At 75.2% G+C, this 12235-nt stretch carries 11 protein-coding genes and 1 pseudogene; 4 read left to right on the top strand and 8 right to left on the bottom strand.

The annotated features are described in order from the left end of the window. Positions 1 to 490: pseudogene (locus tag NH342_RS10965) on the top strand (hypothetical protein); the annotation flags it as partial. A gap of 78 nt (positions 491 to 568) precedes the next feature. Here the strand turns inward: NH342_RS10965 and NH342_RS10960 are convergent. Both NH342_RS10960 and NH342_RS10955 read right to left on the bottom strand, forming a co-directional pair. Beyond that, positions 569 to 1996, bottom strand: a complete 1428-nt coding sequence (locus tag NH342_RS10960; protein ID WP_253014746.1) for a YdiU family protein — start codon at positions 1994 to 1996, stop codon at positions 569 to 571. Between the two features lie 20 nt (positions 1997 to 2016). Continuing rightward, entirely contained in the window at positions 2017 to 3207 is a 1191-nt protein-coding gene (locus NH342_RS10955; RefSeq protein ID WP_253014744.1) for a zinc-dependent alcohol dehydrogenase, read from the bottom strand. 170 nt (positions 3208 to 3377) lie between these two features. Here NH342_RS10955 and NH342_RS10950 point away from each other — a divergent pair, with 170 nt between their 5' ends. After that, positions 3378 to 3647 (top strand): YggT family protein, encoded by a 270-nt coding sequence (locus NH342_RS10950; protein ID WP_253014742.1) that lies wholly within the window; start codon positions 3378 to 3380, stop codon positions 3645 to 3647. Here NH342_RS10950 and NH342_RS10945 read toward each other — a convergent pair. Together NH342_RS10945 and NH342_RS10940 are read right to left on the bottom strand one after the other, a co-directional pair. Continuing rightward, positions 3641 to 4018, bottom strand: a complete 378-nt coding sequence (locus tag NH342_RS10945) for a hypothetical protein (RefSeq protein ID WP_253014740.1) — start codon at positions 4016 to 4018, stop codon at positions 3641 to 3643. The genes NH342_RS10950 and NH342_RS10945 overlap by 7 nt on opposite strands. Positions 4019 to 4255: 237 nt before the next feature. Beyond that, on the bottom strand, positions 4256 to 5044 hold the full coding sequence (locus tag NH342_RS10940; RefSeq protein ID WP_253014738.1) for a S9 family peptidase: 789 nt from the start codon (positions 5042 to 5044) through the stop codon (positions 4256 to 4258). A gap of 61 nt (positions 5045 to 5105) precedes the next feature. On the opposite strand from NH342_RS10940, the gene NH342_RS10935 reads away from it, so the two are divergent. Next, positions 5106 to 5936 (top strand): leucine-rich repeat domain-containing protein, encoded by an 831-nt coding sequence (locus NH342_RS10935; protein ID WP_253014736.1) that lies wholly within the window; start codon positions 5106 to 5108, stop codon positions 5934 to 5936. A gap of 146 nt (positions 5937 to 6082) precedes the next feature. Beyond that, positions 6083 to 8203, top strand: a complete 2121-nt coding sequence (locus NH342_RS10930; protein ID WP_253014734.1) for a DEAD/DEAH box helicase — start codon at positions 6083 to 6085, stop codon at positions 8201 to 8203. 53 nt (positions 8204 to 8256) lie between these two features. On the opposite strand, the gene wrbA is transcribed toward NH342_RS10930, so the two are convergent. From wrbA to NH342_RS10910, 4 genes are read right to left on the bottom strand one after another with little or no spacing between them, the layout of a single operon-like run. Continuing rightward, positions 8257 to 8856, bottom strand: a complete 600-nt coding sequence (gene wrbA / locus NH342_RS10925) for an NAD(P)H:quinone oxidoreductase (protein WP_253014732.1) — start codon at positions 8854 to 8856, stop codon at positions 8257 to 8259. A gap of 58 nt (positions 8857 to 8914) precedes the next feature. Beyond that, entirely contained in the window at positions 8915 to 10225 is a 1311-nt protein-coding gene (locus NH342_RS10920; RefSeq protein WP_253014730.1) for a carboxylesterase family protein, read from the bottom strand. A 31-nt stretch (positions 10226 to 10256) separates the two neighbouring features. Beyond that, positions 10257 to 10847, bottom strand: coding sequence for a pyridoxamine 5'-phosphate oxidase family protein (locus NH342_RS10915; protein WP_253014728.1), 591 nt, complete (start codon positions 10845 to 10847; stop codon positions 10257 to 10259). Further along, positions 10844 to 12178, bottom strand: coding sequence for an FAD-binding oxidoreductase (locus NH342_RS10910; protein ID WP_253014726.1), 1335 nt, complete (start codon positions 12176 to 12178; stop codon positions 10844 to 10846). The genes NH342_RS10915 and NH342_RS10910 overlap by 4 nt, the downstream gene beginning before the upstream one ends. Positions 12179 to 12235 lie beyond the last annotated feature (57 nt).

The raw sequence follows: 12235 nt of genomic DNA, 5'->3' as shown, positions 1-12235 counted from the left end.
CGAGGCCGCTGCTGCCGAGGCCGCCGCAGCAGAGGCCGCCGCCGCGCAGGCTGCGGAGGCCGCCGCTGCCGAGTCCTCGGCGGCGTCGTCGGCAGGGTCGGCGTCCGGGTCCACCGCCGCCGTCGCGGGCACCGCGCGGATCTCCAACAGCGCCGGCCCGGTCTCCTCGCGGGTGCAGGCCGCCGCCGACGCCGTGGTCAGCAACGTGCCGGGCGCGGGTTCGATCACCCTGGGCGGCACCCGGCCCAGCGCCACCGACCCGTCGGGCCACCCCTCGGGCAACGCGCTGGACTACATGGTCATGACCGATGAGGCCCTCGGTGACGCGATCGTGGCCTACCACCGCGCGCACTGGGCCGAGCTGGGCGTGGAGTACCTGATCTGGAACCAGCGGATGCTGTCCTCGGCCAACGGGTCGTGGGTGATGATGGAGGACCGCGGCGGCACGACCGCGAACCACTACGACCACGTGCACGTCAACTACCGCTGAGCGGTCACCAAGGGGACCTCGTCCTCCCCACGACACGCTGCGTGCGCCGCGGGCCCCGGGACGAGGCCGGTTCCTGACCTACGTGCCGCAGTACGTGACGTACGCAGCGGCCGGGCCGGGGGTGCTGTAGCGCTCCCGGCCCGGCCGCTCCACGTAGGGGGACCGCAGCACCTCGACCAGCTCGTGCACCGGGGCCAGGTCGCCGGCGGTCGCGGCGGCGAGGGCGTCCTCCACGACGTGGTTGCGGGGTACGTAGACCGGGTTGACCCGGTCCATGGCGTCGGCGTCCGGGCCGGCGGCCAGCCAGCGGCCGGCCCAGGCGTCGAACCCGGCCAGGTCCAGCACCAGCTGCCGGGCCGGCTCGGCGTCCCCCCGCGCGGCGCGGCCCAGCGCCCGGAAGAAGCCGGTGTGGTCGGGGTGGTTGGCCTGCAGCAGCGCCTGCAGGTCGGTGACCAGCGCGGGTTCGGTGTCGGCGCCCAGGCCGAGCTTGGCGCGCATGCCCGCGGTCCAGGCGGCCTCGTACCGGGGCAGGAAGGTCTCCAGCACGGCGACGGCTTGCGGGATGGCGGTGTCGACGTCGTCGTGCACCAGCGGCAGCAGCGCCTCGGCGAACCGGGCCAGGTTCCACTGCGCGGCCAGCGGCTGGTTGCCGTAGCGGTAGCGGCCGCCGGAGTCGATCGAGCTGAACACGGTGTCGGCGTCGTGCGCGTCGAGGAAGGCGCAGGGGCCGTAGTCGATGGTCTCGCCGGAGATCGCCATGTTGTCGGTGTTCATCACGCCGTGCACGAACCCGACGAGCATCCACTGCGCGACCAGCTGCGCCTGCGCGGCGACCACGTGCTCGTACAGCGCCAACGCCGGCACCTCGGCGTCCGCGGCCGCCGGGGCGTGCCGGGCGATGGCGTGGTCGAGCAGCCGCCGCAGCAGCGCGGTGTCGTCGGTGGCCCGGACCAGCTGGAAGGAACCCACCCGCAGGTGGCTGGCCGCCGTCCGGGCCAGGACCGCGCCGGGCTGGCCGGTCTCGCGCTGCACGGTGCGACCGGTGCCGACGACGGCCAGCGACCGGGTGGTCGGGATGCCGAGGGCATGCATGGCGGTGCTCACCACGAACTCGCGCAGCATCGGGCCCACCACCGCCAGCCCGTCGCCGCCGCGGGACCAGGGGGTGCGCCCGGACCCCTTGAGGTGCAGGTCGACCTCGCCCAGCTCGCCGAGCAGCAGCGCGCGGCCGTCGCCCAGGCGCGGTGAGTAGCCGCCGAACTGGTGGCCGGCGTACCCCTGCGCGACCGGCCGGGCGCCGTCGGGCACCGCGGTCCCGGTGAGGAACCCCAGGCCGGACGGCGTCCGCAGCCACGCCGGGTCGAGCCCGAGCGAGGTGGCCAGCTCGTCGTCGAGGGCGAGCAGCCGCGGCGCGGGGGCCTCGTCGGCCTGCCACGGCACCGCCAGCTCGGGCAGGGCGTCGGCGAAGCGGTGCCCGAGGCGGACGGCGGTCTGCGTGCTGCTCACCCCCACGACGGTACGACCGCTCAGACGCCGGCCGGCTTGAGCAGGACCTTCTGCCAGCCCTCCTCCTTGGCGCGGAAGTTCGTGTACGCCTCGGGGGCCTGGTCGATGGGCAGCCGGTGCGAGGCGAAGGTGTCCACGCCGAGCGGGTCGTCGTCGGTGAGCAGCGGCATGATCTCCGGGACCCACTTCTTCACGTTGCACTGGCCCATCGTGAGCTGGATCTGCTTGTCGAACAGGGTCAGCATCGGGATGGGGTCGGCGGCGCCGCCGTAGACCCCGGACAGCGAGATGGTGCCCCCGCGTCGCACGATGTCGATCGCCGAGTAGAGCGCGGCGAGCCGGTCGACGCCGGCGGTCTTCTGCAGCGGGGCGGCGATGACGTCCGGCAGCAGCCCGGCCGCCTTCTGCACGAAGGTGGTGGCGGGGGAGCCGTGCGCCTCCAGGCCCACCGCGTCGAGCACGGAGTCCGGGCCGCGCCCGTCGGTCATGTCGCGGATGGCGTCGCCGAGGTCGTCCTCGTGCTCGCGCAGGTCGACCACCTCGACACCGCGGGAGCGGGCGCGCTCGATGCGGTCGGGCACCAGGTCCACGCCGATGACGCGGTACCCCTTGTGCAGCCCGATGCGGGCGGCGAAGTCGCCGACCGGGCCCAGACCCAGCACGACGAGGGTGCCGCCGTCGGGCACGTGCGCGTACTCCACGCCCTGCCACGCGGTGGGCAGGATGTCCGAGAGGTAGGCGAACCGGTCGTCGGCCGGGCCCTCGGGCAGCTTGACGTGGGTGAACTGCGCCTGCGGCACCCGCAGGAACTCGGCCTGCCCGCCGGGCACCGAGCCGTACATCGTCGAGTAGCCGAACAGCGCGGCCCCCGACCCCTGGTCGCGCACCTGGGTGGTCTCGCACTGGGTGTAGAGCCCGCGGTCGCACATCCAGCAGTGCCCGCAGGAGATCTGGAAGGGGATGGAGACCCGGTCGCCGACGCGGAGGTCGCCGGTCTCGCCGCCGACCTCCACGACCTCGCCCATCGTCTCGTGGCCCATGATGTCGCCGACGCTCATGAACGGGGCCAACGGCTCGACCAGGTGCAGGTCCGAGCCGCAGATGTTGGTGGTGGTGACGCGGATGATCGCGTCGGTGGGCTGCTGGATGACGGGGTCGGGGACCTCGTCCACCCGGACGTCGCCCTTGCCGTGCCAGGTCACTGCCTTCATGGGTCCTCCTCGGTCGCGTGCGGCTGCTGCGCCCGTGGTCTCCAGGCCGCAGTGGCCTCCCCATCGCCGAGGGGGCCTGAAACAGGCGCAGCGAACCCGCAGGTGGCGCACAGCCGGTCCATGGTCGGGACCGTGATCATCGACGGCAGGAACCCCCCCGAGGAGATGCCGTGATCGCGTTGCTGGCCACCGTGCTGCTGCTGGTCGAGCTGGTCCTGGTCGCCCGTGTGGTGGTCGACTGGGTCGGCGTCCTGTCCTCGGCCGGCGGGGCGCGCATCGGCGGCGTCCGCCGGTTCACCCACGGCCTCACCGAGCCGGTGATCGCCCCGGTGCGCCGCGTGCTTCCCCCGCTGCGGCTGGGCGGGATGGGCATCGACCTGGCGTTCACGGTCGTCTTCCTGGCCGTCGTCGTCCTGCGGTCGGTGCTGCTGTCCTACTGATCGAAGAGGACGACGCCGGTCGGCTCGGCCGTGAACGGGTTCGCCCACTCCGACGCCGCGCCCGTGATGGGTGCGGCGTCGGTGACCACCGTGCAGGGTCGGCCCGGGTAGACGGCCAGGACCCGGGTGGCCGACGTCAGCTCGACGGTGTGCTCCAGCAGCTCGCCCCTCCTCATCTGCCGGGTGGTGCGGGTGCCGCGCAGCTCCTCGCCGACCGTCGCCGTCCAGACCACGCCGTCGGCCTCGAAGGTGATGGAGGCGACCCGGTCGCCGCGCGGGGCCGGCTCGCACGCGGCGAACTCGGCCAGTGCCTCGAACAGCCGCTCGGCCTGGTCGGGGTCCTCGGCGCGGGGCAGGAAGAAGGCGGGCACGGGCGCAGTGTGCTGGTCACCCCCGACAACCTTCGGCCAGGGTGCCGCGCCCGGTCCGACCCAGGGTCCCGCCGCGTCGGACGCCGACGTGCCTGCTCGCCGTCCCCGCTCCGGGAACGGTCGGCGTCGCGGCCCCGCGCTGACCCCGGGTTCCCCGACATCGGGGTCCGCGACGGGGCACGGGCCCCGGGTTCCCCGACATCGGGCCCGGCCCGGGCGGCGCGTCGGGCGGGCGGGTCAGGCGGCGAGGGCGGCCAGCAGGTCGAGCTGGGTGCGCCAGACCGGGGACGAGGTGTCGATGAGCACGAAGTGGTCGCCGTCGACCTCGGTCAGCGTGGCGTCGGCACCCGCGGCGGTGGCGGCGTCCACGTAGGTCACCGACTGCGACAGCGGCACGTTGGTGTCGGCCCGGCCGTGCACGCACCGCACCGGGACGGCGAGGGGCACCTGCTGCAGCGGGTCCACCGCGGCGGTCACCGGGCCGCCGACGAAGGCCTGCACCGCGCCGGCGCCCAGGTCCTGCGCCTCCGCGCCCCGCAGGTCCAGCACGCCGGCCTGGGACACCGCGCCGGTCAGCGGCACCCGCGCGTCCTGGCGCCCCGCGGCCCACACCGCGAGGTGCCCGCCCGCGGAGTGGCCCAGCGCCAGCACGGTCGAGAGGTCCAGGTCGGTGGTGGCGAGGGCGTCGATGCCCGCGGCGACGTCGTCCAGCGTGGCCGGCACCCCGCCGCCGTCGCCGACCCGGCGGTACTCCAGGTTCCAGGCCGCCCAGCCCTCGTCCGCCAGCGCCCGGGCCAGCGGGGCGCCGAGCGAGGCGTCGTACTGCGCCCGCCAGAACCCGCCGTGGATGACCACCACGACCCCGCGCGGGGTGCCCTCGGGCCGGTAGAGCTCGGCCCACTGGCTGGGGTCGTCGCCGTAGGCGGTGCGGGAACCAGGGGCGGGGGGCGTCGAGCAGCCGGCGGTCACCGCGCCGAGTGTGCCCCAGGCGGTCAGCTGCAGCAGGGTGCGTCGGGACAGGTGCACGGGGAGCGTTCGCAGCGCGGCACGCACCCGGACGGCCCCGGTCCGGCTAGCGTCCCCGGTCGTGCGTGGGGTCGGTTCCGTCCTGGTGGTCCTCCTGCTGGCGGTGGCCGGCTGCGGGACCGGCGAGCTCGGCGGTGGCCGCCCGCTGCTCGAGGTGGTCCCCGACCCGGTGCTCGCCGACTGCGTCGTCGACGCCGCCGGGCTGCCCTCGAGCTCCTCGCCGGTCACCCCGCAGACGCTGGCCGCGGTCACCGAGCTGCACTGCGACGGCGGGCAGTCCCCGGCCGGGGTGATCGGCTCGCTGGCCGGTGTCGACCAGCTGACCGGGCTCACCGTCCTCGACGTCCCGCGCAACGCCGTCAGCGACCTGTCCCCGCTGGCCGGGACCCGGCTGGGCACGCTGACCCTCACCGACAACGAGGTGTCCGACCTGTCCCCGCTGGCCGGCCTGCCGCTGTTCGACCTCGGGCTCTCGCAGAACCCGGTCGCGGACCTCTCACCGCTGGCGGGGACCACGACGCTGCGCACGCTGGGCGTCGCGGCCGCGCAGGTGACCGACCTCTCCCCGCTCGCCGGGCACGACGGGCTGGCCGAGCTGGACGTGTCCTCGAACCAGGTCGTCGACGTGTCGCCGCTGGCCGGGCTGGCGAACCTGGACACCGTGCGGCTGTCCCGCAACGCCGTCGTGGACCCCTCGCCGCTGGGCACCGTGCCGACGCTGCTGGTCCTGGACCTGTTCGGCAACCAGGTGGCCGACGTCACCGGTCTGGCCCCGGCGCCGCTGCTGCAGGAGCTGCAGCTGGGCGCCAACCCGGTGACCGACCTCCGGCCGCTGCTGCAGGTGGGTACCCTGATCAACCTGGGGCTGGACGAGACCGACGGCACCGCCTGACCGGCGTCGACGAACTGCGCGCCGCCGGGGTCTCGGTGAACGGGCTCGCCTGACCGGATCGCCGGTCACGCCGCCGTCCCCGCAGGGCGCGCCGCCGTGCGCAACGGCACGGCGGCGCAGCACAGCACGCTTCTTGGAGGTAGCGAGTGGCTCGAGCAGGCCAGCGTCGTGACGGCGCTCGCCGCACCGCGGGTCGTGGTGGGCACCGGCCACGCAACGGCGACCTGGTCGCCGAGCTGGCCCGTGCCGTCCGCGACGTGGAGGCCGCGGCCAAGCGGAACCGGGTCACCCCGACCGTGCGCGCCACTTTCCAGGCCGTCGCCCTGCTGCTGCGCGAGGAGCGCGCGCGGGTGCGCACGGCCGCGGTCAGCGACGGCCACCGCACCGAGCAGCTCAAGCGGCTGGAGGGCCTGGCCACGATCATGGCCACCACGGCCGTCCGCGACGCCGGGCTGCTGGCCCTGCTGGCCGACGAGGCCGTGCCGTCGGAGGCCGCCCGCCGCATCGCCAAGCAGATGAAGCTCGACCTCGGCGTGGAGGTGGAGGAGGAGACCGAGCCCGAGCCGGTCGCCGCCGCCCCGGTCGAGGTCACCCGCCGCGTCGTCCCCCAGTCGGTGGCGGCCCGGCAGCTGGCCAACCCTTTCCTCGCCCCCGACTACGACGCCGGTGCCGCCCAGCGCGGCCCGCGCCCGGGTCGGCTGGCCGGGTGGGAGCTGATGGGTCCGCTGCTGGCCTCCTTCGAGCGGGCCGGTGGCGGGGCCCCGGCCTGCATGTCGCTGCCGTTCCCGACGCAGCGGTTCACCCCGGCCGGCCTGGAGCTCATGCCGCACCAGGGCCAGCTGGTGGCCGCCGTCGCCGAGGGCCACCGCAGCTTCCTGCTCGCCGACGAGCCCGGCCTGGGCAAGACCGCGCAGGCCCTGCTGGCCGCCGAGGCCGCGCAGGCCTACCCGCTGCTGGTCGTCGTCCCCAACGTGGTGAAGACCAACTGGGCCCGTGAGGCGGCGCTGTGGACCCCGCACCGGCCGGCCACCGTCGTGCAGGGCGACGGCGACGGCGTCGACGGGTTCGCCGACATCGTCGTCGTCAACTACGAGGTCCTCGACCGGCACCGCGGGTGGCTGGGGGAGTTCGGGTTCCGCGGGATGGTCGTCGACGAGGCGCACTTCATCAAGAACGTCACCTCGCAGCGCTCCCAGCACGTGCTGGCGCTCTCCGCGGGCCTGCGGGTGCGCACCGCCAAGCCGCTGCTCATGGCGCTGACCGGTACCCCGCTGATCAACGACGTCGACGACTTCCGGGCCATCTGGCGCTTCCTGGGCTGGGTGGACGAGACCAAGCCGCTGGCCCAGCTGACCGAGTGCCTGGAGGCCACCGGCTACGTGCCGGCCGACCGGGAGTTCTACGAGGCCGCGCGCCGGTGCGTCATCGACATGGGGATCGTCCGCCGCCGCAAGGTCGACGTCGCCGCCGACATCCCCGCCCGCCGCATCGCCGACCTGCCGGTCGAGCTGGACGGCGCCGTGGGCCGCTCCATCCGGGCCGCCGAGCGCGAGCTGGCGCAGCGGATGGTCGCGCAGTACCGCTCGGCCCTGTCCTACCGCGACGTCGTCGACGACGAGCTGGACATGGACCTGGTGCGCCGGGTGGCCAAGAGCGAGCTCAAGGACGCGATGACCCGGCAGACCGGCGAGAACGTGTTCTCGATGATGCGGCGGATCGGCCTGGCCAAGGCCGAGCTGGCCGCCGACTACGCCGCGCAGCTGGCCCGCAGCGCCGGGAAGGTCGTCTTCTTCGCCAAGCACATCGCGGTCATGGACGCCGCCGAGGCCTCCTTCGAGAAGGCCGGTGTGCGGTTCTCCTCCATCCGCGGCGACCAGACGCCCTCGGTCCGGCAGAAGGAGGTCGACGCCTTCGTGGACGACCCGGGGGTGCAGGTCGCCGTCTGCTCGCTCACCGCGGCCGGCGTCGGGCTGAACCTGCAGGTCGCCTCGAACGTCGTCCTGGCCGAGCTGTCCTGGACCGACGCCGAGCAGACGCAGGCGATCGACCGCAGCCACCGGATCGGGCAGACCGAGCCGGTGACCGCGTGGCGGATCATCGCCGCGCAGACCATCGACTCCCGGATCGCCGAGCTCATCGGCTCCAAGGCCGGGCTCGCCGCCCGCGCGCTGGACGGCTCGGACGAGGAGGTCGCGGCCACCGGCGACGTCCAGCTCGAGGCGCTGGTCGCGCTGCTGGTGGACGCGCTGCGGACCGGGGACGCCTGAGCCGAGCACGCCCGGGCGGGGGACGGCGGGCCGGCGCCCGCCGTCCCCGGGCGTCAGCCGCGGATCTTCGCGGTCATCTCCGCGAGCCGCCTGCCCTGGTAGCGGGCGGCGGTGAGCGCCTCGTCGCTGGCCGCGGCGGCGTTGCCCGAGGAGGGCACCGAGGCGCCGTAGGGGTTGCCGCCGGCGGCGAACAGCAGCGGGTCGGTGTAGCCCGGCGGGACGATGACGGCGCCGAAGTGCGAGAAGACGTTGAACAGCGTCAGGATCGTCGACTCGTTGCCGCCGTGGGTGTTCTGCGCGCTGGTGAAGGCGGTGGCGCCCTTGTTCGCGAGGGTGCCGTTGGCCCAGAGGCCGCCGAGGGTGTCGATGAACCCCTTGAGCTGGGCGGACGGCGTCCCGAAGCGGGTCGGGGTGCCGAAGGCGTAGCCGTCGGCCCAGGCCAGGTCGTCGGGGGTGGCGATTTCGACGTCGGAGACCTGGTCGAGGTGCGCCCGCCAGGCGGGGTTGCTGTCGATCGCGGCGTCGGGGGCGGTCTCGGGGACGCGGCGCAGCCGGACGTCGGCGCCGGCCTCCTGCGCCCCCTCGGCGACCGCCTGCGCGAGCTGGTGGGTGTTGCCGGTCGCGGAGTAGTAGACGACGGCGATGTTGGTCACGCGGACCTCCCGGGGTCGTGGATGTGGTTGCGCGTTCAACCCTCGGGGAGGTGCACGGTCACCGCAACCGGCGGGTGCGGATGAAGCCGGGCACGTCGACCTGCGGCACGGTGCCGGTGCGCGCGAACCCGGCCCACAGCGCCCGCAGCTGCGCACCCCGTTGCTCGACCTCGGTCCAGGGCACGCCGGCCAGCAGCGGCGCACCCCGCCAGGCCGTCGCCGAGCCGAACAGCAGGGGCAGGTCGGTGCAGTGCGCGGCCCGCAGCGGCGACCCGGGTGCACCCCAGTCCAGCCGGTAGGTCGCCGCCCGGCCGCCGGCCCGTGCGTGCCGCCGGGCCAGCGACCGGACCGCCCGGCCGTAGACCACCCAGCTGGCCAGCGCGACCGCGGCCCGGGTGAGCACCGGCACCCGGCGGACGACGGCGAACCGCTCCGGCAGGCCCGGCAGGAACAGCGCCACCTCGCGGGCGGTGCTGCCGACCAGCAGGTCCACGCGCGGCGCCGCGGCCGCCCACGCGTCCTCGACGTCGTCCTCGGCCGGCAGCGGCGGGTGGCCGTACCGGGTGCCGAACGGCATGGCGGCGACCAGCCCGAACGGCGCGGCGGCGGCCTCCACCCGGGTCTCTGCGGCCAGCAGCTCCTCCAGCGGGGTGCCGGCGTCGAGGTCGCCGGCGGCGGCGTCCATGGCCGCCGACATCCGGGCCCGCCCACGGCTGATGCCCAGCGGCGCGCTCTGCACGACCGCCCGCCGGAACAGGCCGCGGGCGCCGTCCGCGGCCATCAGGTGGGCAACGGCGTCCCCGCCGGCGGAGTGGCCGAAGACGGTGACGGTCGCGGGGTCGCCGCCGAACCCGGCGACCGCCCGCTGCACCCAGCGCAGCGCCGCCAGCTGGTCGAGCAGGCCGAGGTTGGCCTGCCGCGGGCTGCCACCCAGGTAGCCGAGCAGGCCCAGCCGGTAGGTGACCGCGACCAGCACCACGCCCTGCTCCCGGACCAGCGGCCGCGGGTCGAACACGGGGGAGTCCCCGGCGCCGGCGCGGTAGGACCCGCCGTGCAGGAACACCATGACCGGTGCCCCGTGCGCGTCGAGGGGTGCGGTGACCGACAGCCGCAGGCAGTCCTCGTCCACCACCAGCTCGCCCATCGGGTCGACGAGCAGGTCGTCCAGCAGCGGGGTGGGGTTCTGCGGGCAGGCCGGTGCGAGGCGGGTGGCGTCGACCGGCTCGTGGGGCACCGGCTCGGCGACCGGGGCCCGGAACCGCTCGGCGCGGGCGTACCGGATGCCGGTCGCCCGGACCAGGTCGCCCTCCCGGAGGGCCCGGAACACCCCGGCCCCGGTCTCGACCGTCACCAGCTCGTCGGTCTGCACCGCCGCGACGCTACGGGTTGCGCCGACCGGGTCAGCCCGCCAGCCAGCGGCGGGTCCACCCCTCGCCGACGCGCCGGTACTGCAGGCGCCGGCTCGCGGTGTCCGCCCCGCCGGCCCAGAAGGTCAGCTCCTGCGGCATCACCCGGAACCCCGTCCACGACGGCGCCGGTGCCGACCCGGCCTGCACGGGGACGTCGGCGGCCCAGCCCGCGACCCGGCCGGCCCGGTCACGCCCGGCCAGCACGTCGTCGTTCAGCCACGCCAGCCGGCGCAGGTGCTCCGACCGCGCCGACCACACCCGCGCAGCCGAGTCCGCGGCGTCGGCGACGACGTCCCCGCGCACCACCAGCTGACGGGTGAAGCCGGGCCAGGTCACCACCATCGCGGCCCGGGGGACGGCGGCCAGCTCGGCGACCTTGCGGCTGTCCCGGTGCGTGTGGACGGCGAACCCCGACCGGTCGACCGCGCTGACCAGCACGGTGCGCGCGTTCGGGCAGCCGTCGGTGCCGACGGTGGCCAGCACCGCCTGCGGCCGGTCGGGGTCGTCGTCGGCGGGCAGCCAGTCCTCCACCAGGACCCAGGGGTCGTCGCCGGGGTCGGCGTCGCCCTGCAGGTCGATCACCGCAGGGCGCCCTTGACCGGGCCGCCGTAGTCGGGGTTGAGCTTGCCGGGGTTGAGCAGGCCGCGGGGGTCGGTGCGGCGGGCGGTCTCGACCGTGCGCTGGAGCTGGAAGTCCACGTTCCACTGGTGCGGGTCGTGCACGCCGACGCCGAGGGCCTCCAGCGCCGCGATGCCCTCGCGCACCTGCTCGGGGCTGCGGTAGACCCCGGCGAGCATGCCGATCGGCCCGGAGTGCCCGACCTCGTTGTGCAGCAGTGCGCCCTCGAACACCTGGTGCACCTCGTCCACCCGGTCCACCAGGGCCTGGCCGCCCACCTCGAGGTGGAAGTACACGCCCGGCGCGCTCTTCTGCAGCCACTCGATGGGGTGGTTGTAGCTGAGCACGCTCAGCGAGAGCGGCACCTGCGGGCCCTCGCGGACGTCCTCGACCCGCCCGCCGGTCGCCTCGACCACCGCGCGCGCAGCCTCGACGGTGGAGGCCTCGAGGATGCCCCGCACGCTGGCCCGCCCGGCCGGGAACGCCGGATCCTCCGGCAGCGCGGCGGTGATCTCCGGGGTGTCGGCCGACACCAGCCGCGGGGTCGGCTCGAGCCTCCCCAGCGCCACCATCGCCGCCTGCGCGGTGCGGAAGTCCGGGCAGCTGGCGTAGAAGCCGACCCACTCCTGCAGCGGCTCCAGCCGCACGGTGGCGCGGACGATGATCCCCGCCGTCCCGTAGTTGTGCACGTAGGCCTGGGCCTCCTCGCCCTCGACGTGCACCAGCTCGCCGGAGCCGTCGGCGTGCACCACGTCCAGCGCCGCGACGAACCCGGCGTCGTTGGTGCCGTGCACGATGCTGCCGGTGCCGCCCGACCCGCCGGCGAGGAACCCGCCGAGGGAGCTCTGCACCGTCGAGGGGTACATCCACAGCTGCTGGCCCGTCGCCTGCGCGGCGCGCTCGCAGGTCACCATCGGCGTCCCCGCCTCGGCGGTGAGCAGGCCGTCGGTCACCTCGACGACGGCGCGGGCCCGGGACAGGTCGAGCACCAGGCCGCCGGCCATGGGGATGCCCTGGCCGTAGTTGCCGGTGCCCTTGCCGCGCGGGGTGACCGGCACGCCCAGCCGGACGGCGGCGGCCACGGCCTGGCCGGCCAGCTCGGCGGTGGTGGGGAAGGCGACCAGGTCGGCGACGCCGAGGGGCAGCAGCTCGCTGATGATCGGGCTCATCCGGGCGCCGTCGACCGACACGCGTTCGCGCACCCGCAGCTCGCTGCTGACGTTGCGCTGGCCGAGCAGGTCGGTCAGCTCTGCCTCGAGCGCGGACAGGGCGGGAGGGGCGGCCGTCGTCGTCACGGCCCGATGGTGCCCGGACGGCGGTTACATCCGTGTGACCCTTCTGCGTCATCTGCA

The organism is Klenkia sp. PcliD-1-E, assembly GCF_024124375.1.
Classification (GTDB): Bacteria; Actinomycetota; Actinomycetes; order Mycobacteriales; family Geodermatophilaceae; genus Klenkia.
Note: the sequence above shows the minus strand (reverse complement) of the source record. Positions and strands in the feature narration are given on the sequence as shown.